The sequence below is a fragment of the Amycolatopsis sp. TRM77291 genome, from assembly GCF_054166285.1.
In genome coordinates, this window is sequence record NZ_JBSZHF010000001.1 from 861,108 (window position 1) to 882,824 (window position 21,717).

Here is a 21,717-nt window from a genome sequence, read left to right on the forward strand (position 1 = left end):
GTCACTGAATGCGGGACCCGGTCTTCGCGGAGAAACGGAACTCGATGGTCATCGGAAGCCCGGCGAGATCCAGCGCCTGGCGCAGCCGCGGCAGGCCCTCGTCGGCGATCCGCTCGCGGATGGCGGCCAGATCGCCGTCCTGCTCGGCGCTCAGCACCACGGCCAGCACCGGCGCGTCCTGCGTTCCGCCGAGCGTGGCGTGCGCGGCGTGGACACCGGGATAGGTCGCGACCTCCGCGGTGAACGGTTCCACCGCGGTGCTCGCGGCCAGCGAGGTCTCACCGGTCTCCTGGCCGAAGCGCCAGGTGTGGGATTTCGGTTTGCGGACGGGCTGCGCGATCAGCCAGCGCAGCGCCAGCAGCCCGACGACCACCGCGGCCCCGGCGACGGCGTACCAGACCCATCCGGGCGGCATGGCGGTGCCGGGGACGAGCGTGGCACCGGGATCGAGCAGCGGGATCCGGCCGAAATGGGTACCGACGGCGAACCCGCCGACGGTGAGCAGCACGATCCCGGTGAGCACCAGCAGTGTGCGGTTCAGCCGGGCGGGACGGTTGAGGTCGGTCATGACGCGCTCCTGGTGGCCTTGACGCGGACCCGCACGGCCGGGGCCGTGGCGGGGCCGATCTGGGAGAGGCGGTGCTCGATGGCCGCGCGGACGGCGTCGGCGAGCCCCGCGGTGTTCGTCCGCCCGGTGGTGACCACCGAGACGACCTTGCTCCGTTTGACCTTCAGTTTCGCCGCCGAGACACCATCCACAGTGGACGCCGCGGTGCGGAGCGTCGACCGGTAGCTGCGCCGGGAGGCACCGGAGTCCGTGCCGCCTCCGAGCGGCAGCACGGTGGGCCGCCCGGGGACGATCGCGGCCACGAGGAGCACCAGGCCGAGCAGCGCGACCACGCCGCCGGCGATCGCCGGAAGCGGATCACTCCACCGGGTGTCGTGCAGGGCGGAGGCGACGGTGTCGTAGCTGATCCACGTTTTCTCGCCGATGATCGTCTGGATCGCGATGATGGCGGCCAGCGCGCATCCGGCGAGTACCACGAGGGCGACCAGTACGGCCGGGACGGTGCGGCGGGGGCGCCGTTTCATCGGACCCTCCTCGTTTCGGTCTCCGTGGAATGCAGGGCCGTGACGGTGATGTCGACCCGCGTGACGGCGAGGCCCGAGAGTTCGCCCACGCGGCGGATCAGATGCTCTCGCGCGCTTTCGGCGGTGGCGCGCACGGAAAGCGGGTACTTCACCGAGAGCCGGACGTCCAAAGTGGCCGTCGAGCCGGTGACGTGCGCGCTCACCTTGGCGCCCTGGTCGAGGTCTTCACCGCCGACCGCGATCCCGAGCACCCGGGAGGCCGCGCCGCCGACGCCGTCGAGTTCGGTGATCGCCTGTGCGGCGATCCGCTCGACGGCGCCGTCGGCCACGGTCAGGGCGCCGCGCCCGTCCGATGCGGGCGCGGCGGCGGTCATGGTCGTCATGGCGATCAGCCCCTGTCGCGGCCCGCCAGGGCCGAAAGGTCGAGCTTGCCGTCGAGGAACCTGCCGACCAGCAGGCCGAGGACGGCGAGCACGAGCACGACGAGGAAGGCGCCGAAGCCGCCGAACGCGCCGGCCACGCCGAGCACGAGACCGGTCAACAGGCCGAGATGGGTGGCGTTCATGAACGTTCTCCTTGTGGTCGGGCGCGAACCGGCGCCGGTGGTCACTGGACGCGGGTGGATTCGTTGTTCTCGTCGGCGTCGTCGTCGCCAGGGATGTACACGTCGGACACGTTGATGTTGACCTCGACGACCTCGAGCCCGGTCATCTGCTCGACGGCGCCGATCACGTTGCGGCGCACCGATTTGGCGAGATCCGCGATCGCGACGCCGTATTCGACGACGATCTGCAGGTCGACCGCGGCCTGGCGCTCGCCGACCTCGACGGAGACACCCTGCCCGGCGGACGCGGTGGCGCCGGGGATGCGCTCACGCAGCGCGTTGAACGCCCGGACGGCGCCGCCGCCCAGCGCGTGGACGCCGGTGATCTCGCGGGTCGCGAGGCCCGCGACCTTCTGCACGACGGTGTCGGCGATCGTGGTCACGCCCTGCGTGGAGACGAGCGCGCTGTTCTCGGCCGGGGCGGTGGAGTTCGAGTTCGGCTTGGCGGTGGTGGCGGTGTTCGTCATCGCGATCTCCTCGGTTCGGATTCCGTTGCCTGCGGTGGAAGTTCTTCGCTCCCACACTCCATAGACCCAGCCGCGCGAAGATCGTCACGACACGATCGTGTGGTCTGGATCTCACCGGTCGCGGGTATGCCTTCAGGTCGCGAACCGACCACGGGGGCACTGGCCTTCACGTGACATCTCTGTTAGGAAAGGTTCCTAACTAATGGGAGGCGATGTGCGCGGACGAGGTCTGGCGGCGGCGACGGTTCTGGTGGTCCTGTGCGGCGGCTCGGCCGCCGTCGCGGATACGACGGCGGGGTCCGGGGCGCGCGCGGCGCGCAACATCATCTACATCCAGGGCGACGGCCTCGGCCTCGGCCAGCGCGACCTGCTCCGCCTGGCGCTCAAGGGCAAGAACGGCGAGCTGGCGATGGACGGGCTCGCCGTCACCGGCCTCGTGCGGACGTCCTCGGACGACCCCGGCGAGATCGTCACCGACTCGGCCGCCGCGGCCACCGCCCTCGCGACCGGGCACAAGACGCGCAACGGCGCGGTCGGCGTGGACGTGCACGGGCGCCCGCTGGAAACGATCCTCGAACGGGCGAAACGGGCGGGGAAGTCGACCGGACTGGTGACGACCGCGCAGGTGACCGGCGCGTCGCCCGCGGCCTTCGCGGCGCACGTGCCCAGCCGGGACTCGCAGAGCGACATCGCGAAGCAGTACATCGAGAACAGCCGCCCGGACGTCCTGCTCGGCGGTGGTGAGGACTGGTGGTACCCGAAGGGGAACCCCGGGCTCTGGCCGGACAAGCCGGGGGAGGAGAGCCGCAGCCCGTACGGCAACCTGGTCGAACGCGCGCAGCGGACGGGCTACACCTACGTGCGCGACGGCGACGAGCTGCGGAACACCCGCGCGAACCGGATCCTCGGCCTGTTCGCGAACGAGGACATGGTCGACTACGGCCCCGACGGTGTGGGGAAGTACGCGCCGCGGGTGCCGCTCCAGCAGATGGCGCGCAAGGCGCTGGACACCCTCTCGAAGAACCCGCGCGGTTTCTTCCTCTTCCTGGAGGAGGAGGGAACCGACGGGATGTCGCACGAGAACAACGCGCACGGCGTGATCGACGCGGGCCGCGCGCTCGACGCCACCGTCGCCGAGGTCATGCGGTTCGTCCGCACGCATCCCGACACGCTGGTGATCATCGGCGGCGACCACGAGACCGGTGGGCTGGCCATCGAGAACTACGACGCCTCCGACACCGACCCCGACCAGGACGGCCCGTTCGACGTCCCCGGTTCGAAGCTCCGGTTCACCGTCGACTGGACGACCCACGACCACACGGGCTCCGACACCCCGGTCACCGCCGAAGGCCCCGGCGCCACCCGTTTGGGTGGCACCGTCGAGAACACCGACGTCCACTGGGTGATGCGGGCCGCAAGCGGCCTCTGAACCGGAAAAGGCCACCTCCGGCGACGGAGGTGGCCTTCACGGATGCCGGTCAGCCGATGCTTTCGACGACTGCCTCGGCGACCGCCTTCATCGTGGTCCGGCGGTCCATCGCGGTGCGCTGTATCCAGCGGAAAGCGTCCGGCTCGGTGAGCCCTTGGCGGCTCATCAGCAGCCCCTTGGCGCGGTCGATGACCTTGCGCGTCTCGAGCCGGTCCGTGAGGCCCGCGACCTCGGACTCCAGGGCCTGGAGCTCGGCGAACCGGCTCACGGCCAGCTCGATGGCGGGCACCAGGTCGCGCTTGGCGAACGGCTTGACCAGATACGCCATCGTGCCCGCGTCCCTTGCCCGCTCGACGAGGTCGCGCTGACTGAACGCGGTCAGGATGACGACCGGCGCGATCCGGTCGCCGGTGATCTTGGAGGCGGCCTCGATACCGTCGAGCTTGGGCATCTTGACGTCGAGAATCACCAGGTCGGGCTTCAACTCGGTGGCCAGGTTGATGGCCTGCTCGCCGTCCCCGGCCTCACCGACCACCTCATAACCCTCTTCACGGAGCATCTCGACGAGATCCAGACGGATGAGGGCCTCATCTTCGGCCACGAGCACCCGCCGCTGGGGTGCGGCGACGGCACCATTGGCCTCGGCAGCCTGCTCGGTCACCGGGGTCCTCCTGAAGGTCGTCGGGCAGTTCGGCTCGCGGTCTGTCCGCGAACCTGAAGCCTACCGGGAACGATCCAGACGGCTAGATGGCGTTCACCACGTCAGACGGGCATCACACCCCGGGCCCGGCGGAAGGCGCGCACCCGTGATCCCGTAAAGTTCACCGGGCACCGCCCCCGTAGCCCAACTGGCAGAGGCAACGGATTCAAAACCCGTCCAGTGTGAGTTCGAATCTCACCGGGGGCACCAACAGGAACCTCACAAGCCGAACCGGCGCGCTGCGCCGGGAGGTCTTGAGGGTTCATGGGTTCGGTGATCCTTTCCGCTACCTGAGCGATCTCCGGCAGCTTGTCTGCCGGGAGCTTGATCGTGATTGTCGCATGTTCGCCGTCGTCGTGGACCACGATGGCGAGCTGGACGGCTTCGAACAGGGCCCGCAGGTACGGTTCTGGCGCCGTTGCGAGGTTTGTCGCGAGATAGGGAAGCGCATCGATCAGAGGCACTTCATCGGCTGTCATTCCCCGAGGCGTTGCAGAGTCCGCCTCGTCCAGGGCGGCGATCTTCGCCTGGAGTTGTTTTTCGTCCTTGGCCAGTTCGTTGTAGCTGCCTCGCAATGCGGCCGTAAAGGGGTCGTCCGGGTCCCCTTGCTGTGCTTGCTTCAGGATCGATGCCTGCTTCTTGGCGATCTCGGCGAGCTGTCGTTGGATCCTGGCTCGTTCTTCCTCTCGTTCAGCAGCGGCGTGATCGTCGGCACCGGCCAGGTCGGCTTCGAGGACCGTGCGACGGTCAGGACCGAACACGCGGTCGGCGAAGAACTTGGCGACGGCGTCGAGCAGGGCGTCTTCTCGAAGGTAGAGAGCGTTCTCGTGGTCGGTGAACCTGTCCGAGCGGCCGCGGTTGTTGTTGCTGGGCCTGCAGAGGTAGTACGCCCGGTCGTGCCGCGGTACACCGACCAAACGCCTGCCGCAACCATGGAACAACCGCCCCCGGAACAGATAGGTCCTGGCGGCGGCTGGATGCGTGCTCGGTGTCTCTGCGTCGCGTGACCCCTGTTTGGTCTTCCAGCCCGCGTTGATCGCGTCGTACATCCACTTCGGGATCAAGGGCTCATGCACCGGCGCCGGTGACCAGATCCACTTGATCGGATCATTGTGCTTACCCCGGCGCGATCGGGTCGCACGTCGGTTGAAGACCTGGTAGCCGGTGTACTTGGGGTTCCGCAGGATGTCGTACACGCTGGATCGTCCCCAGACGCCGCGTGCGCGTTGCTTGCTCGGCGGCTCGGGAGGCGGGTATTTGTCCAGGTCCGCGTTCAGTCTGTCGGCGATCGTGTCGCATCCGAGGCGCTCGTAGTATCGCCACAACGCGATCTGAGTGACTGTCTCGCCCCTGAGGCCGTCAGGTTCGAGCCGTGACTTCGTGTAGCCCTTGGCTGCCTTCGCTGGGTTCGGATGCTTGAAGACTTTCGCTTTGTAGCCATGGCACGGCTTGCCGATGTTCCAGCCCTCGCGTACGTGAGTGCAGAGACCGCCCCAGGACTGTTCGAGGGTGTTGAGGACCTCGTACTCGGCCACCGATTGGTTGATGCGGCGCTGCAGGATCCGTTGAGCGCGGCTGCCCGAGACCGTGATCGGCTCGTTCGAGGCGAACAGCGGCACGTCGTTTCGCTCGAGTTCGCGCTCGACCGACAGGCCTTCGAAGGCCCGTCGGGCGACGCGTGCGATGTTCTCGCAGATGACGACGTCGAACCTGCGTTTCGGGCTGGCGGCCTCGGTCAGAAGGTCGGTGATGCCGCCGTCGCGGGCGATCGGGATATCGAACCGTTCGTAGTTCTCGCCTCGTCCGCGGGAAGCGAGGTCCATGCGTCCAGACTCGACGTCGTAGAAGTGCGCGACGATCACCCATGATTCGGGGATGGCGGCCTTGGAGTTGCCGAGCTGGCGCAGGATGGACTGGCGCGGATCTTGTTGGTCTTCGGTGGAGGTACGTGCGAGGAAGGCGACACGGACTTCGTCCCGGAGGAGCGCGGTGGGCATGCCCAGCGGTGACACCGCGTAGTCCGACAAGCCGGAGGGGCCCGATACCGGAATTTGCGTCATGCGTCCATCAGGCGTGGACAGCAGAGCCGGTGCGGCTGCGGTCAACTCGTCGGGTGAAATCATGCGGGATCGCCGTCCTCGTGTAATCCGCTATGGGCGCTTTCGCGTGCCCAGCGCAAGAGATCAGTGGTGGCGGCGGAAAGTCGTTTCCGGACCATTTCGGCTTCGGTTCCGTGGACTCGGTCTATGTGACCGGAAAAGGTGCGATCAATGCCGCGCTTGCTCGGTTGAGCGTAGCACCACGCGGCCTCTTCGGAGGACGATGTTGGGTCGGTCGCCTCGTCGTCGGCTCCTTGTCCCATCATCCCTCCGAGACCGTGATCCCGGCGGCCAACGCGGTAGCGAGACCTGCACTGGTGTGGGTCTCGCTGGTCTCACGGCCAGTCTCGCCGGGCCGAAGATGTCTCTGAAGACATGTGCGTTATCGGTGCCGAACAATTCATTGGCGTGGGACTTTGCCATTTGCGCCGCGATGAAATCTCGATGTGACGTCGAGAGTAGTCCCGCTGTCGGACGACGCACCTTTGAGATGTTGCGTCCAGTGGGGCACGCCGCATGGCGGTAGTTCAAACCATCGACGGCTTAGCCGTCAGCCTGACGTCGCCGAGGACTAGCTTTGACCAATGGCGAGACCTCGTCGCGCTAGGGGGACTGTCGAGTGGAGCCCAAAAGACCTCTGGCGCAAAAGGCATACACAGGCTTGCATTCCGCCAACCGGGGTTGACGCATCGCAAGCCCCACACGCGACCCGTGTCTCGTCGGCTTCTGGAGACTCCGAGACCGCTGCCGATGCTGGTCTCGGGCATGGCGTCAAGTCTTGCGCGAAGATGTCGTGTTCTCACCGTGGAGGACACGGAGCTCCCTCATGTACGCCCGATCGAGTGATGTACTGCCTTGCCCCGGCGCAGGGCAAGCATCTGAGCCAGGGAAAGGGCGAGGGGTGGTTTCGAGCCTCGTGGCGATCTTGTCGCCGCTCGAAAGGCCACCGCGATGTCCGCCTCCGCATCTGCCTGCAGTCCGCTCACCGCACTCCAGCGGCAGCTGACTCGGCCTAAATCGCTCGAAAGGTTCGACACAGCTCTGAGTTCTTGGTCGGGGGACGACCTGGCGCTGGCCGACGTCAGTTCACACAGCCGGCTTACTGAGGTCCTGGACAGCCGCGACTACGAACGCCACGACGAAGTCCTGTACGCCTTGCTGCAGCGGGCCGCTATCGACGGCAACGGAGGAGCCGTTGCAGCGGAACTCGTACTGAACGCCATGGTGGCCGCCGTGCCCGGCATTGTCGCCAGGGTCATTCGCGCGAGCCGAGCCGCGGTCGGGACTTTCGGCGCTCGCCGTGGGGTGACCGGAGGTGGCGTCTCTCTGAACGAAACGAATGCCGATGTCCAGGCCGCGGTCATCGGGCATTTGTGGGAGCAGATTCGTTGTTACCCCCTTCGCCGACGTCACCACGTCGCCGCCAACTTGGTTTGTGACACCCAACGGTCAGCTCTTCGAGCTCTCGGTGTCGCCACCAGCCAGGCCGCCGCCGACGTCGTGAACATTGACGATGACGCGGTCTACTGCCCCTTGGCGGAGCCACAGACTGAAAAGGACGCTTCTGAACAACTGTTGGAGCTGCTGTCATGGGCGGTCGAGCAACGGTGGCTGGACAAGCAGGAAGCGGCAATCCTCACCGCGCGATACTTCGGCGACCAGATGGGCCGGGACGGCGTGGCGACCGATCGGCAGCTCGGCGCGATGTTCGGGGTGAGCCAGCCGACAGCCACACGCCGGAGGAACCGGGCGCTCGACACCTTGGCGACCGCTGGTCGCGAATGGCAGCAACAGCGCTAACGCGGCGGTCGGGTGCATCAAAGGTCGGTGGATCGGGGCGTGCCTTGAGTGCCGCAGCCCGCCGACACCCCAGGGAGCCTCCGTGACCGGACTCCGTCCCGACCTAGCCCCCGGTGAACTCCTCCTCGCCCACGCTCGAGTCCGAGCGAGGGACCTGGGACGACGGCTTCTATCGACGATGGTCGATCGGCACTTATACGAGGAGCTCCAGCGCTTCCTCGATGAGGTCGGGTTTCCGGCTTGCGAGGTACTGGACTCGCTCGCCGATTCCGATGATCGAGAACTCCGCAAACGCCTGCATCAGGTAATGGGCATCGAGGCGCGGCCATGAAGCATCCCGAGAATCCCATTGCGCGGATGATCCCAGATGCCCGGCTGGACTCAGTCCTTCGTGGTGCAACTCGCAGGTGCGGCCGGATGTTGGGTTGGTGCGTGATCATCGCTAGCCCGTTGGCGGTGATCGTGGGCATGGCGCTGCTGCGGCCGAGTGCACCTCCTGAAACCCCGCATGCTGCGGAGCCGTTCGATGCTGGGCAACCGCAGGGCTGGGCTGAGATGTACGTCCGAGCATGGCTCTCGTCCAGCCGTGACGACTCCGCTGGGCTGGAGGCCTTCTACCCAGCGGGTATGAAGTCTACCCGGGCTGTCGGGACACAGATTCCGGTCGATACGAGCACGCTGTCGGTCGTGTCACCGCGGCCAGGTTCGTGGACAGTGATCGTCGCGGCCAACATGCTGGCCCAGCAGCCGGACGGAAAACATCGCGCGAGGCTGGCCTGTGCTCAGGTCAGCCTCGTCGGTGGTCGTCAGGGCTACGTCGCGGCGTCGCTGCCGGCGCCGGTCGCTTGCCCGCCCGCTCTCGCCGCGCCCGAACTCGGCTATGCAGAGACCGCCGAGCTGAATGGGCCGGTCGGGCAGTCGGTCCATGGCTTCCTCGCTGCGTTTCTCGCAGGTCGAGGTGAGCTGGAACGCTACATCTCGTCCGGCGCACACATCGGCGCCATAGTCCCGCCGCTGTATGCCCAGATTCAGCTGCTGGAGCTACGAACCCACGAGTCGTTCGAACCCGGGCAAGCGGCCCGGCCGCTGGACGGAACCGAGATCCACGCGACGGCGCGTGCTTGGGGCTACGACGCCATAGGTCAGGTCACCACCGTGGATTACGCCTTGACCCTCACCGCGCGGGCCGGGCGCTGGGAGGTCAGCCGGATCGACCCGGCACCGCTCCTCGCCGGGACACCGGCGACACTCTCGAAGCTGCCTGGCGAATAGGAGACGAGATGTCGACCTTCGTGCTCGCAGCCGACGTCAAGACCTGGATCGACACCAACCTCGCTTGGGGAGACCAGGCTGTTCGCCGCCTGATCCTGCTCGTGGCCGTCGTGGGCGGCATCGGCCTGCTGATCGGGACGCGGGGCAATTTCACTCGTGCGATCAAGTACGGCGTGATCGCCGCGGTCTTCCTCGGCATCCTGCTCAACCTCGATGGCGTCTCGGGAATGTTCGGCGACTGGTTCACCAAATGACCGCGCAACGCGCACGCGGGGATGTCCTGATTGGACGGTCGTACACGAGGTCGCGCCGGTTTCCGCGGATGTTCGGGCGGATGCCGGGCCGGGACGGTGGATACTTGCCTGGCGGCCCGTACACGCTCACCCAGGGCGTGGTTTTCCTCGTTCTTCTGCTGGTCGTCTGGAAGCTGCCGCTCCTGGATTGGCTTGGCCCAGCGCGCTGGGGCGTGCCGTTGTCCGCGATAGCCGTCCGCCGCGCGCGGATCGAGTCGCGGACGCCCGCTAGCTGGCTGATCGGCCTCGTTACGCATCTGCTCGCGCCGACCCCGGGAATGCTGGCAGGTCGGACCTACCGGCCGGAGCGGCCGGTGTCGTGCACGCTGCGGTTCCACCTGCACGCTGTGGACAAGGCTCAATGGCCTGTGGGTAACCCTGCGCCCAAGTCGTCCCTGCAGCGGCTGCTCGCCGGAGCCCGGTGATGGAGAACCAGATCCAGGACATCAGCGGCAACCTGGTGTTCTGCGCGGATGGGTCGGTATGGGCGGTGTGGCGGGCACATCCGCGCGAAAGTGCTCGCTCGACGGGCAAGCAGCTGCATGAGCTCTACAACCGCACTGTCACGTTCATGAAGTCCCTGCGCGGCGAGGTGATGCTGGCGTCGCTGTGTGAACAGGTCCAGCCTCACGCGATCATCCGGCGCTGCCTCGGCGGTATCGACCTCGACGAGAACCCGCACTGGGCGGAAACGGTGCACAACGCCTGGGACCAGCTCGACGACCTCGACGTGCTCGGCCGCAGCTACTGGATCGCCAAACCTCTCGCCGGCCACGGTTGGCGCGACGGAGGCCGTGCCCTGCTCCGAGCAGCAGGCGCCGCACTGAGCGCAGGCCTCGGCCTCCCGCCGCGACCCGCGTCGCCTCAAGCCGTCGCTGAGGCACAGGAACTGGCGCGCGTCATCGAGCATGAACTCGGCGGCGCGATCCCGCTTCGCCCGGCGACTGAAGCCGAACTGCTGTGGTGGTTGTGCCGCGCCCCGGTCCGGGGTGTTCGCGAGCCTCAGCTCGAACGTGCGTCGACCGTGCACAACACCGGCGTGACCCTGTCACGTGGCCGAAGCCGCGCTCGGCTGGTGACGTTGCGCGGGACCGTGTTCGACGAAGGCGCCCGCAGCGACGAAGGTAAGCGCCTGGGAAACCCGCTGCAGGTCTTGAACAAGCGGTTCCTCAAGTGCGTCACGCCCGACGACGCCGGGCTCATCGAGAGCTACCAGGCCTATCTCGTTCTCGCGGAGATGCCCCGCGCCTTCAGTTTCCCCGGGCACGAGATCTTGTCGCGACTGGCGAACATCGGCTTCGGAGTCGACTACGCCTTGCGCATCGCGGCGAAGACGAACGACGAGGCTCGCGCGGCGAACCGGCGCCGCACCCGCGACCTGATGAGCCAGGACGACGAACACGGCGGCGACACCGCAGGTGTACCTGCCGACGTTCACTCCGCTCAGGAGGAGATCCAGCACAAGAACGCCCGCCTCGGTGCAAGCACCACCGAAATCGAACTCGAGGTCGGCGTCGTCGCGTGCGTGTGGGGCGATACCGCCGACGAGTGCGACGCCCGGGCCAAAACGTTGCGGCAGATGTTCTTGGGCGGCGAGTACAAGTGGGAGCGGCCGCTCGGTGGACAGAAGCAGCTCTATCAGGCGCTGCTCCCCGGATACCGGACGCCGCTCGTAGTAAGGGAGTGCAGCCAGAACCTCCTCGCCAGCGACTGCGCGATGCTGCTTCCGATGTCGTCCGCTGAGTTCGGCGACCCCAGCGGCGCCTTGTTCGGCATGGTCCTGGACGGCGGCGCGATCACCCCGTTCCTGCTCGACCCGACCTACGGACCCACCCACGACTCGTCCGGGGGCGTCGCGGTGATCGGCGAACTCGGCTCCGGGAAATCGGTCGTACTGAAGAACATCGCTGCCGTCGTGCGGCTGATGCTCGACGGTCGTGTGATCGCCATCGACCGCACACGGAGCCGCGAATGGGAACCGGTCGCGAAAGCGCTCCCGGGCAACTGCCAGGTGGTCGACATCATCGATCCCACGCTCGACAACGAGCGTGCCGCGAACGCCGAGCTCCGGCACTCCTGTGATCCCCTGCGGGTCTTCCGAGGCAAGACGAAGTCCAGCACCGGCATCGCCGAAACCTTCTTCGCCTCCTGGCTGGACCTGGAATCCAACTCGGCCGAACGCGACGCGCTCGGCCGCGCCCTCGACCAGGTCAGCGGCTCACCGACCGCGTCCAGCAACGCCCTCATCGACGTCCTCACCGACCATGGCGCCGTAGATCCAGCGTCTCGAGGCCTCGCCGACCGACTACGGCGCCTTCGCCGCGATCCGATCACCCAGCCGATCTTCGACCCCGATCTTGAGCCCGTCGCCGTGCTCGGTGCCGACATGGTGGTCTTCTGCACCAACGAAGTCCCGCTCCCGAACACCCTGGAGATGAGCAACGAGCGCATGGCCGCCCGTATCCCGCCGAGGAAGCTCTTCGGCCGTGCCTTCCATCTCCTGATCGCCGCGATCGCCAAGGAGATCTGCTTCGGAACCCAGCGGTGGGGCCAATTCATCTGCGATGAGGCCTACAACGTCACCGGCACCCCCGAAGGACAGCAGATCGCCTTGGAGTTCGTCCGAGATGGGCGCAAGCACGGCGCCGACGCTGCCTTCGGCTCGCACTCCGAAAGCGACCTCGGTGACGAAGTCCTTCGTGGCCTGATCGCCGTCCGGATGCTCGGCCGGCACCGCGACAGCGGTCTCGCTCGACACGGACTCGCGTGGCTCGGCATCGATCCCGCCGACAGCCGCTACCAGGAGATCGTCACCAAAGACCTCTCACCGCTCAATCCCGCGGGCGGCGAAGACGAACGCCGAGCGCGCGCCGGGGAGTTCCTGGTCCGCGACCACGCCAGCCGGGTCGGCAAGGTCAAGATTCTGACCCAGCCCTATCGGACGCTGCCTCAAGCCGTCCTCACGACGCCCACCGTCCGGCGCCCCTGAATCAAACCCGCTGGTACACGCCATGTCTCGGACACCACCGGTGCGATCTCGGGAGACGTTCATGACGCTCAACGCGCGTGCCGCGAGAGCTCTCGCGTTCGCCACCATCGCGCTCGTCCTGCTGCTCGGTAACGCCGCGCCCGCCACAGCTCAGGTCGTGCCGCTGCCGCCGAACGAACCGCGGCCCTGCCAGCCGTACCCGCTGTGCCTTGTCATTCCCGATCCCCGCGCTCCGCAGCCGACCCCGCCGACCTTGGACCGCCCCGATCCGGATGCGCCGACCCTGCCCTTACAGGACGATCCCGGACACGCAGCCCACCTGAAGGGCATGTTCACCATCGACGACGGCTACGGCCGCGACCTGCGCAACTACGACCTCTTCGCCAACCTGCCCTGGCTGGTCAGCAACCCCATGCCGACGATCTGGCTCTGGCTGGCGAACATGGGCTTCGCTGTCGGTAAGTACGCGCTCGGCTTCTCCGTCTGGTTCACCGAATGGTCCATGACCGCCGGCGTCGTCGACTGGATCAAGGCACCTGCGCAGGACCTCGAGAAGATCTGGCAGACCACCGTCATCGGGGGCTTGAAGCTTCGAGAACTGGCCCTGCTCGTCGCGACCTGCTACCTCGGGCTGCTGTTCATGCGCGGTCTCACCACCCGAGCCTGGCGCGAGACCGTGTCCACGATCGCGATCAACGTCCTGGCCATCGCGATCATCACCCATCCCGTCGACTTCCTCGTCGGTGACGGGGGAGTGCTCAGCCTCAGCCGCGATCTCGGCGCCGACGTCAGCGCCGTGATCATGGGCAAGCAACCCGGCGGCACCGGAAACCCCGCGGCGCCGATCGGGCAAGCCCTCATCGACAACCTGCTCATCGCGCCCTGGGAGACCCTCAACTACGGGACGCCGGTCTCCGGCAAACAGGGCACCGGGAGCTGCCAGTACTCGATCAAACAGATCCTCGACCAGGGCCCCTGGTCCGGCAAAGACAGCACGCCGGCCCGCGAGCTGGCCGGTTGCCCCGGCGAGTACGGCAAGTACAACGAGGTCGCCGACGGCGACCGCATGCTCGGTGCCTGGCTGTACGCCATCGCGATGATCCTGTTCGCGATCCTCACCATCTGCCTCAACGCGATCCAGATCCTTGCCCCGTACTTCCTGCTCTTCGAAGGCCTCCTGCTCAGCCTCGCCTTGCTCGCAGCCCTGATCCCGACACTGCAACACCAGCTGGCCTACCGCATCAGCTCGATAGCCGGAACCATCGCCAAGCTCCTGATGGGCATGTTCTTCATCGCCGTCATGACCGTTCTCCTGCGGTCCCTCATGCTCGCCGACCTCGGCCCGCAACTGGTCAAGTTCGCCGTCATCGACATCGTCGTCTTCTCCGGCTTCCTGTTCCGCAAAAGGCTCATGGCGAACATTCAGCGAATCCGATCCGGCGTCAACACCGGTGTCCAGCGACTCGGCAGGCCACGTAGCGGGCCGAAACTCCTGCCCTCGCCCATCGTCGAGCCTGGACCGCACCGGGTCAGCCGCACGATCAAGACCGGCGCCGGCGCCTTCACCGAAGCCATCGCCCCAGCGAATGACCTGAAGAATCGGCTGGTGACTGCGAGCAAAGTGGGCGGGAAGGTCGGCAGCAAGGCCGTCTCCTTCACCCTGGGTGCCCCGGTGTCCTGGCCAGCCGCCGCCAACCGCGCGCACACCGTCCTCACCGCACGGGGCACCGCCGCGAAGGCCGCGCTTGGGCGGAAGGCGGGCGCTGTGAAGGCGTACGCCTCTACCTACGCCGGAAACATCGGCGCCGCCGCAAGCCCACTGGTGAATGTCGCGACCACCGCGGCGTCGGTTCTCGGTAGCCGCCGTTCATCTGGCGAGCCGCCAGTTGCGCCTCAGCCCGCCAGGACTTCGGCCACTCCCGAATTCACCGGGACCGACCTCGCGGCTCCCACTCCCGACAGCACAGGACCGAGAAGGCCACGCAACCAGAGCCCGGACCCGACACCGCTGCCGCCGGGGATGCTGCCGATCACGCCGACGTGGTCGCAACGCCTGCGTAGCCGGTTGAACGAGCACCGATCATGAACCCGCTGCTCGCCCTCCAAGTCGCCGAACACGTCCGCAACGAGGTCCGCGAACATCCGAAACGATGGGGCTGTCTCGCTCTCTTGCTCCTGTTCGGACCCGTCATCGCCTGCGTGCTCGTCGCTGTGCTGATCATCGTCGTCATCGCCGGGGGAGCAGACGGTTCACGCTCGACGCCAGGACACGTGCCCGGCATCCCGGACATCATGCTCACCGCCTACCAGCAGGGTGCTCAGCGCATCGGCGGCATCAGGCCCGCCTGTGCCGGGATGCGCTGGTCGATCCTCGCAGGCATCGCCGAAGTCGAGTCCCGCCACGCGTCCGGCCGGACGATCGCGCCCAACGGGGACATCAGCCCACCGATCCTCGGCCCGGCTCTCGACGGCAGCGGGGTCGGCGGCAACCGCACTCCCATCCGAAATCCCGACGGGACCTTCGCGCGCGCCGTTGGCCCGTTCCAGTTCCTCACGACCACCTGGGCCGGCGTCGAACAAGACGGCAACGACGACGGCGCCCGCAACCCGCACAACGCCTTCGACGCCGCTCTCGGCGCGGCTGCCTATCTCTGTGGAACCGGTCCTCGAGACCTGAAGGACGAAGGGCAGCTCCGGGCAGCGCTCCTCCGGTACAACGCCAGCCAGACCTACGTCACCCAGGTCCTCGCCAGAATCGAGCGCTACGACGCGGTTGATCTCCAACCTGCCGTCAACGCTTCCGGGGCAGCGAAGATCGTCATCGACGCCGCGATGTCGCAGCTCGGCGTGCCGTACGCCTGGGGCGGAGGCACAGCCGCAGGACCGAGCCGCGGGATCCGGGACGGCGGTGTCGCAGACCGGCACGGGGATTACAAGAAGATCGGCTTCGACTGCAGCGGTCTCGTCCTCTTCGCTTACGCCAAGGTCGGCATCACCTTGCCACACAACAGCCGGGCACAGTTCGTTTTAGGAACACGTGTGCCGAAGGAAGCTGGGCTGCATTCTCTGCATCCGGGAGACCTAGTTTTCTATAGCCCTGGCCTTATCCATCATGTGGGTATCTACGTCGGCGACAACAAGATGATCAACGCGCCCTATTCGGGCTCCGAAGTCCGAATAGACGAAATTGTTGTGGATGAATATGCAGGCGGTAGTCGCCTAACGCGCTAACCACTGATTTCGCTTACCTCACCTTGTACAGTTCATTGAGGCTGAGGTAGTGACTCGAACCGACATACGTCGGCTACTCTGCTACCAACGATTCGTCGTCCAACTGCTCCAGTAAGTCCTGTGCGGACGTGGAGGTCGGGACGACGACCTGGTCCCGTGCTAAACGTTGGATATCTTCACGGGCACTGCGCACGGCAGCGACGATCGCGTCTTTGGTACGGACCGTCGATCCTGAGGGATCGATGAACTCCTCACGGTCTACGTCGAATGCCAGGCATTCAATGAGGATTTCCAGGGCAGACCAGCGCGGCCAACCCCGTAGCTCACGAACCACACGAATGAGTAGTGGAACGGCCGGAACGGCGGCCGGATAGAGGCATCCGGCGTGGTTGTTGCCAATGACGAACAGCATCCTGTTGTAGGCATCCCGCCCTTCCTCTTGGTTGGAGGTGGCCACCAGGAGCCTGAACGCCGCGGGCACGTCGTCAGATCGGTACCATTGCTCGGAGGGCGGCATCGAATAGCCGCGCCAGTCGACCTTGTACGCAGCCTGAAGGATCTCGCCGCTCGCGGGATCGTGTGACACGTCCTATTGTCACACAGCGCGAATCGAGCCTGCCCACGCGACCGTGTCTGACGGTTGACCAAGATCGGCCGTCCGGTGCCGGCTGAAGTTGGCTTGTAGGGCGACAAGACGACAGGGGCCGAACCAGGCGTTACGGGCACCTCAGCCGCTGCTGGAAGTGGTCGGACCGGCAGGGCAATCGCTTGGCAGGCGACGTCGCCTGCATGAAAACGTGGCCGCACGCGCATGCCTTGTTCATGAGTATTGGGCTGCTTGTACATCGAGGCGTTGCGGTCGACCCAGCGGGCGGCCGTTCGCTCGCGGTTTTGTTGGCTGGTGACAGAGGTGCTGGTCAGACCACATGGGCACGTCCTGTTCGGAATGCCGACTTGTTCCCCCATGGCCGTCAGGCCATCCAGGGAACCAGCGCGCCGAAGGCGCTCGATCTCCACCCCGTGCTCGCCGAGCCCGCGCTGTGGTGGGTGACCACGGCGGTGGTCGCGATCCTGATCGCGGTCATCGTCCTCCACCGACACTTCCGTTCCCACCACCTCCGCTCCAGAGTCAGTTACGACCTCCTCCCGACCGCCACGTTCGACCCGTCGCTCCAGGGCGTCCTGGCGTTCGCGCACCAGCTCGGCCGCGTGCGCCCGGTGCACGGCTGGGTGCCGAAGGCCGCGGTCGGTGTCCGGGTGCGGTTCAGCACCGACGAGACGTTCGGGAAGCTGACCATGAGCGTGGAAGGCCGGGAATCGATCACCGGCGTGATCAACAAGCTGACCTACCCCGAAGTCGAAATCCGCCGCAACGTGCACGACCGAGGAGATACCTCCCGGGACCACGGACGAGGGCGAAGTGACCTCCGTGCGGGCGGGGGAGGACGATGAACTTCTTGCGAGATCTCCGGGTACGCCGAAGCGGGGAGACGTCTCCTTCCGCTGAGGGAGCGCAGGTACATGTAGCACGCGCCGAGCTCGTTCTCGCGCGACCGGCCCACCGCGCGCTGAAGGCGCTGCCCCTCCGGCCGGATGACCCGCTGCAAGCTCTGGCGAACGCGCTCGGCGACGTCCGGCCCGACCTCGGCGAGACGGTCGACGTCTGCCTCGACCTGATTCCGCTGACTCCCGCGAGGATCCGCCACCTTGCTCGTCAGACCGCAAAGCAGGAAGGGACGGTAGCGGGAGCGCTCGTTGAGGTCGCCGGCGAGATTATCGGCGAGTTCGTGCCGACGGCGCGCGGAGGCCGCTGGCCTGCGTCGCGAACGTTGACGCCGGTACCGAACAAGTTCGCCACGGATGAGCCGGTCTTCGCGGTCCAGCTGCTGATCCGCTGCCGTTCGGAGATCCCCGGCCGAGCCGAGGCACATCTGCGCAGCGTGATCGGCGCCTTCGACGTCTACCGCGGCGACAACTACTGGCGAGCTCGAGGGCCGCGAGTGCTGGGCTGGCATTTCGGCGCGGACACGGTCCTGATCCGCAGGTTTTTCGACCGGCGCTTCGACACCGGCTTGGCCAAGCCACGCAGCCGGTCCTACGTGACGGCCAGCGAGATCGCGGCACTGCTGAAGCCGCCATCCGGTCGTTGCCTGTCGCCGGTGATCGCCCGGAGCCGTGGCTGGGTCATGCCTGCTCCCAGGGAGATCCCGCGGTACAAGCCCGGCGCGGGATTGGTGCGGCTCGGCTATGTCACCGACCTCAACGGCGAGGACCGGCTCGTCGGCGTGCCGGTCCGCGAGCTGCTGTTCTCGGCGAGGTTCGGAAAGGCCGGCTTCGGCAAGACCGAGGAAGCGCTCGCGCAGGCGATTGAGATCGCCCGGCTTGGTGGCGGGGTCTGGTTCCTGGATCCGCATGCTGACGGCTGGAAGCGCGCGAAACCGTACCTTTCGGATCCTCAACTGCGGAATCGGCTGTGGGAGGTCAACCTCGACGTCCGTGGCCGAGACAAGCGGCTGCCCGGCTGGAACCCGCTCAGCATGCAGGGCTTCTCCGAAGAGGACATCGAGGACCGCGTCGACGCCGTGGTCACCTCTTTCGCCACGGCGCTGGGATGGGGAGACTCTGCGCCGCGGGCGAAGTCGATTCTGACCAAGGCGTGCGAGGCGCTCTGCTATCTCGCGATGCGACTGCCTGCCGAGTGCGCGCCCACGATCTTCCAGATCCCGACGCTCCTCGACGACGACTCCTGGCGTGACGAGGTCTTGCGCGTACTGAAGCCGAGCATCCGTCGCTACTGGACGGATTCGTTCACGAAGCTCGCACCGGACGCGACCACGGTCGTCACGAACATCATCAACCGCCTGCGCACCAGCCCGACGCTGTCCGCCTTCCTCGGCTCGTCGGTCACGACGTACAACGTCCGCCGGGCCATGGACACCGGGAAGATCGTCTTCGTCTGTACCACCGGCACCGGCGAGACGAACAAGCTGATCACCTCGTTCATGATCTACGACCTGTTCCGCGCCGGCCGCTCGCGCGCGGACACTCCGGTCGATCAGCGCCGCAGGTGCGACGCTTTCGTCGACGAGCTCGCCGCGGTCGACGGAGCGTCGCGCGGCTACCTCGCCGCGATCCTGGAACAGCTGCGGAAGTACCGCGTCGCGCTGCACGCGATGAACCAGATGCCTGACCGTCTCGCGCCGGAGACCCGCAGGGCGCTGCTGCAGAATCAGTCGCTCCTGATGACCAGCGCCGCGGCGATCGACGGCGCCCGGACCGTGGCCCGCGAGTACGGAGGCCTCGTCCAGCCCGCGACGATCACCGAGCTCGAGCAGTTCCACCACGTCGTCACTGTGACGCTCGGCGGCCAGCGCACCACGCCGTTCAAGATTCGCGGGCTCCATGTGGATGACGAGTTCGCCGAGCACTTTCACCCCGAGTGGAACGGCGACGTCGACCGGTGCCTCGACCGGAACCTCACCCGCAGGCCGATCGGCGAGGTCCTCGACGAACTCGAGGACCTCGATGACCGCATCCTCGACGCCTTGCGCGGCAACCAGCCGGCACCTCGTTCGCGGCGCGGGCGGCCTCCGTCCCGCGGGAGCGGCGCAGGCATCGAGCTGCCGGCGCCCGAGTCGACGGTGGAGTGACCGATGCAGCGACTCGACCCGTTCAAGCGCGAGGCCCTCGTAGTCCTCTACTGGCACCGCTTGGTGTCTACGGAGCAAGTGCGGCGGTTAATCGCGCCGACGAGGCCGATTCGCACCGTGCAGCACAAGCTCCTTGCCCTACAAGCAGATGGGCTTGCCGATGGCTTGCATCGGCACCATGCTCCCCGGACTTGGTACGTCACCGAGAGCGGCGCGGAACTGGTCGAGGAGTCCGGGCGAGTGGATGCCCGCCCGTACCGAATCCCGCGGGCGGCTGCGGTGGAGCTGCTGCAGGATCATGCGCTCGACGTCGTCGAAACCGGGCTCGCCTTCACGACGACGGCCCGCCGGCGTGGGGACGAGTGCGGACCGCTGTCGTGGATTCCGGAGGTCGCACACCGGTTTCGTGACGGCCGTGGACGGCGCCAGGGCGTTGTCATCGCGGACGCGGTCCTCGACTACGTCCTTGACGACGCCGGGCGGCGGTCACAGCGCACGTTCTTCATCGAGCTGGACCGCGCGACCATGCCCGTCGCCCGGCTGGCGCAGAAACTTCGCTCCTACATCCAGTACCACGACTACATCCCCGGCAAGCCGAACTCAGGTGGGCGTCCCGCATGGCGAAGCCGGTACGCGCGCTTCCCGCGGCTCCTCGTCGTCCTATCCGGCGCTGCCGAGCACGTCCTTGAGCGGCGGCTCGCGGACCTGCGGGCTTACGCACAGGCGATGCACGGCCTGGCGCTCGCCGGCGATCGCGTGTGCGCGCTGGGGACGACGCTGCGGAGACTTCGAGACCACGGACCGGCAGCCGACATCGCACTGCCGCTGCTCGCCGAGAACGGCGCGCCGGTATCCGCGTTCGCCTGGCCCAAGGCCGGCGGTGGATCGTGATGGACGAGCCCGTTGACCTCGTCGAGCAGCTCGGGTTTTCGTCCCGGTTGCGCCAGCGTCGGTTCACCTTACTTCCCTTGCGAGGCGAAGGAACTCCATTCACGGACTCGCAGGGACGAGCGCCCGGCGACAGCACTGCGCCGGAAGAACTCGCTGACCTGATCTCCTCCATCGCGACCGTCGGCGTCCTACAACCGGTTCTCGTCGAGGAGATAGACGTCGCAGACAAGGCGCCCGCCATGAGGCTCACGGCGGGGGAGCGGCGCCTGAGGGCCTGCCGGTGGGGCGCGGTCCACAAGCCGGACAACCCGCACTTCGCCGCACTCCCGGCAGTCATCTGCCCCGGACCGCTCTCCGATGAGGAACGCCGGATCTGGCAGCTGGTCGAGAATCTCGCTCGCGAGAACCTGCGCCCCGGCGAACTGGCGGCCGCACTCGTCCTCGATCGCTGCGCGGTGCTGCTGGGCAAGCTGATCGCACACGGTTACAAGGTCCCCGCCGACGTCTACGCCATCGATGATCCGATCGCCCGGTTCTCCGCCATGGAGCGGATCCGTGGCGCCGACAAGAAATGCGCGGCGCCGTGGTCTCAGGTGTTGTCCCGACTCGGCCTGCAGCTGACCCCGCGGAAGGCGCGCGAGCTGGTACGCGCGTTCGCAGAGATGCCTCGCGAGATCGCCGAAGAGATGGACGAGGCCAAGATCAGCCTCAATACCCGAATCCGGTTCATCGAGCTCAACCGCGGGCGAGCGCAGGCCGCACAGGACATCTGGGCCGCGGTGAAGAAGACCAACCGGACCCGGCTGCTGAGCTCGGCCTTGACCGCTGCGGCCGACCCGACGGTCACTCCCGAGGAAGCTCTTGCCGAAGCAGAGCACCTGCATGAACAAGCAGACAGCGCTCGTGCCGACAAGCTCCGCGCCGACTCACCGGTGACTGCTGACCCCGTTCCGATGGTGGAACAACGACTTGTCGACAACACCCTCGCCAGCCTTCGCGTCCTGGCCGCCGCGCTGGCTCGCGGTGCTCGCCTCTCCGCGCATGATCTGGCATCGCTCCGTCTTCTGACCGATCAGCTCGACAGAAAGGAGTGAATCCCCGTGTCCGTCTTCCTCGGCCTGCCCACCGCCACTGCGCCGGCCGCGCGGTGCGACTGCAGGCGCTGCCCCTGGTACGCGGGCACCGACGCCGAGCCCGGTG

Annotated in this window: 21 protein-coding genes, 1 tRNA gene and 1 pseudogene; 15 read left to right on the plus strand and 8 right to left on the minus strand. The window is 66.9% G+C overall.

Going from position 1 to position 21,717, the window contains the following annotated elements:
- Position 1 precedes the first annotated feature (1 nt).
- Genes ACXIZN_RS04130 through ACXIZN_RS04150 form a run of 5 tightly spaced genes read right to left on the minus strand, consistent with a single transcriptional unit; the run spans position 2 to position 2,163 of the window.
- Positions 2 to 568, minus strand: coding sequence for an alkaline shock response membrane anchor protein AmaP (locus ACXIZN_RS04130; RefSeq protein ID WP_457952620.1), 567 nt, complete (start codon positions 566 to 568; stop codon positions 2 to 4).
- Positions 565 to 1,092, minus strand: coding sequence for a DUF6286 domain-containing protein (locus ACXIZN_RS04135; RefSeq protein ID WP_457952621.1), 528 nt, complete (start codon positions 1,090 to 1,092; stop codon positions 565 to 567). The genes ACXIZN_RS04130 and ACXIZN_RS04135 overlap by 4 nt, the downstream gene beginning before the upstream one ends.
- Positions 1,089 to 1,475, minus strand: a complete 387-nt coding sequence (locus tag ACXIZN_RS04140) for an Asp23/Gls24 family envelope stress response protein (RefSeq protein WP_457952622.1) — start codon at positions 1,473 to 1,475, stop codon at positions 1,089 to 1,091. The genes ACXIZN_RS04135 and ACXIZN_RS04140 overlap by 4 nt, the downstream gene beginning before the upstream one ends.
- A gap of 5 nt (positions 1,476 to 1,480) precedes the next feature.
- Entirely contained in the window at positions 1,481 to 1,657 is a 177-nt protein-coding gene (locus ACXIZN_RS04145; protein WP_005154991.1) for a hypothetical protein, read from the minus strand.
- A gap of 41 nt (positions 1,658 to 1,698) precedes the next feature.
- Entirely contained in the window at positions 1,699 to 2,163 is a 465-nt protein-coding gene (locus tag ACXIZN_RS04150; RefSeq protein WP_192741251.1) for an Asp23/Gls24 family envelope stress response protein, read from the minus strand.
- Between the two features lie 214 nt (positions 2,164 to 2,377).
- Between ACXIZN_RS04150 and ACXIZN_RS04155 the strand changes: the two genes are divergently transcribed.
- Positions 2,378 to 3,592 (plus strand): alkaline phosphatase, encoded by a 1,215-nt coding sequence (locus ACXIZN_RS04155; protein ID WP_457952623.1) that lies wholly within the window; start codon positions 2,378 to 2,380, stop codon positions 3,590 to 3,592.
- Positions 3,593 to 3,641: 49 nt separating this feature from the next.
- Here ACXIZN_RS04155 and ACXIZN_RS04160 read toward each other — a convergent pair whose 3' ends face one another.
- Positions 3,642 to 4,253, minus strand: coding sequence for an ANTAR domain-containing response regulator (locus tag ACXIZN_RS04160; RefSeq protein WP_005157321.1), 612 nt, complete (start codon positions 4,251 to 4,253; stop codon positions 3,642 to 3,644).
- Between the two features lie 172 nt (positions 4,254 to 4,425).
- Here ACXIZN_RS04160 and ACXIZN_RS04165 point away from each other — a divergent pair.
- Both ACXIZN_RS04165 and ACXIZN_RS04170 read left to right on the plus strand, forming a co-directional pair.
- Positions 4,426 to 4,502 (plus strand) — tRNA-Leu (locus tag ACXIZN_RS04165).
- A 131-nt stretch (positions 4,503 to 4,633) separates the two neighbouring features.
- Complete coding sequence (locus ACXIZN_RS04170) at positions 4,634 to 5,299, plus strand: hypothetical protein (RefSeq protein ID WP_457952624.1); 666 nt, start codon at positions 4,634 to 4,636, stop codon at positions 5,297 to 5,299.
- A gap of 33 nt (positions 5,300 to 5,332) precedes the next feature.
- Here ACXIZN_RS04170 and ACXIZN_RS04175 read toward each other — a convergent pair.
- A pseudogene (locus tag ACXIZN_RS04175) lies at positions 5,333 to 5,827 on the minus strand (recombinase family protein); the annotation flags it as partial.
- Between ACXIZN_RS04175 and ACXIZN_RS04180 the strand changes: the two are divergent.
- From ACXIZN_RS04180 to ACXIZN_RS04215, 8 genes are all read left to right on the plus strand, one after another.
- Entirely contained in the window at positions 5,732 to 6,160 is a 429-nt protein-coding gene (locus ACXIZN_RS04180) for a hypothetical protein (RefSeq protein WP_457952625.1), read from the plus strand. The pseudogene ACXIZN_RS04175 and the gene ACXIZN_RS04180 overlap by 96 nt on opposite strands.
- Positions 6,161 to 7,342: 1,182 nt before the next feature.
- Positions 7,343 to 8,191, plus strand: coding sequence for a hypothetical protein (locus ACXIZN_RS04185; protein WP_457952626.1), 849 nt, complete (start codon positions 7,343 to 7,345; stop codon positions 8,189 to 8,191).
- Between the two features lie 555 nt (positions 8,192 to 8,746).
- Positions 8,747 to 9,463: a conjugal transfer protein gene (locus ACXIZN_RS04190; RefSeq protein ID WP_457960454.1), complete on the plus strand. Its 717-nt coding sequence runs from the start codon at positions 8,747 to 8,749 to the stop codon at positions 9,461 to 9,463.
- Positions 9,464 to 9,471: 8 nt separating this feature from the next.
- Positions 9,472 to 9,717, plus strand: a complete 246-nt coding sequence (locus ACXIZN_RS04195) for a hypothetical protein (protein ID WP_457952627.1) — start codon at positions 9,472 to 9,474, stop codon at positions 9,715 to 9,717.
- An 80-nt stretch (positions 9,718 to 9,797) separates the two neighbouring features.
- The gene (locus ACXIZN_RS04200) at positions 9,798 to 10,181 is read left to right on the plus strand and encodes a hypothetical protein (RefSeq protein ID WP_457952628.1); all 384 of its coding nucleotides are present in this window, start codon (positions 9,798 to 9,800) and stop codon (positions 10,179 to 10,181) included.
- Complete coding sequence (locus ACXIZN_RS04205; protein WP_457952629.1) at positions 10,181 to 12,745, plus strand: ATP-binding protein; 2,565 nt, start codon at positions 10,181 to 10,183, stop codon at positions 12,743 to 12,745. The genes ACXIZN_RS04200 and ACXIZN_RS04205 overlap by 1 nt, the downstream gene beginning before the upstream one ends.
- Before the next feature lie 61 nt (positions 12,746 to 12,806).
- Positions 12,807 to 14,831, plus strand: coding sequence for a hypothetical protein (locus ACXIZN_RS04210; protein ID WP_457952630.1), 2,025 nt, complete (start codon positions 12,807 to 12,809; stop codon positions 14,829 to 14,831).
- The gene (locus ACXIZN_RS04215; RefSeq protein WP_457952631.1) at positions 14,828 to 15,976 is read left to right on the plus strand and encodes a C40 family peptidase; all 1,149 of its coding nucleotides are present in this window, start codon (positions 14,828 to 14,830) and stop codon (positions 15,974 to 15,976) included. Before ACXIZN_RS04210 ends, ACXIZN_RS04215 begins: the two co-directional genes overlap by 4 nt.
- A 73-nt stretch (positions 15,977 to 16,049) precedes the next feature.
- On the opposite strand, the gene ACXIZN_RS04220 is transcribed toward ACXIZN_RS04215, so the two are convergent.
- Complete coding sequence (locus tag ACXIZN_RS04220; RefSeq protein ID WP_457952632.1) at positions 16,050 to 16,562, minus strand: hypothetical protein; 513 nt, start codon at positions 16,560 to 16,562, stop codon at positions 16,050 to 16,052.
- 368 nt (positions 16,563 to 16,930) lie between these two features.
- On the opposite strand from ACXIZN_RS04220, the gene ACXIZN_RS04225 reads away from it, so the two are divergent.
- From ACXIZN_RS04225 to ACXIZN_RS04240, 4 genes are read left to right on the plus strand one after another with little or no spacing between them, the layout of a single operon-like run.
- Positions 16,931 to 17,428, plus strand: coding sequence for a hypothetical protein (locus tag ACXIZN_RS04225; RefSeq protein WP_457952633.1), 498 nt, complete (start codon positions 16,931 to 16,933; stop codon positions 17,426 to 17,428).
- Positions 17,425 to 19,626, plus strand: a complete 2,202-nt coding sequence (locus ACXIZN_RS04230; RefSeq protein ID WP_457952634.1) for an ATP-binding protein — start codon at positions 17,425 to 17,427, stop codon at positions 19,624 to 19,626. The genes ACXIZN_RS04225 and ACXIZN_RS04230 overlap by 4 nt, the downstream gene beginning before the upstream one ends.
- A 3-nt stretch (positions 19,627 to 19,629) precedes the next feature.
- Positions 19,630 to 20,517: a replication-relaxation family protein gene (locus tag ACXIZN_RS04235; RefSeq protein ID WP_457952635.1), complete on the plus strand. Its 888-nt coding sequence runs from the start codon at positions 19,630 to 19,632 to the stop codon at positions 20,515 to 20,517.
- Positions 20,517 to 21,611 carry a ParB/RepB/Spo0J family partition protein gene (locus ACXIZN_RS04240; protein WP_457952636.1) on the plus strand — a complete coding sequence of 365 codons (1,095 nt, stop codon included), beginning with the start codon at positions 20,517 to 20,519 and terminating at the stop codon, positions 21,609 to 21,611. Before ACXIZN_RS04235 ends, ACXIZN_RS04240 begins: the two co-directional genes overlap by 1 nt.
- The last annotated feature ends 106 nt before the right edge of the window (positions 21,612 to 21,717 follow it).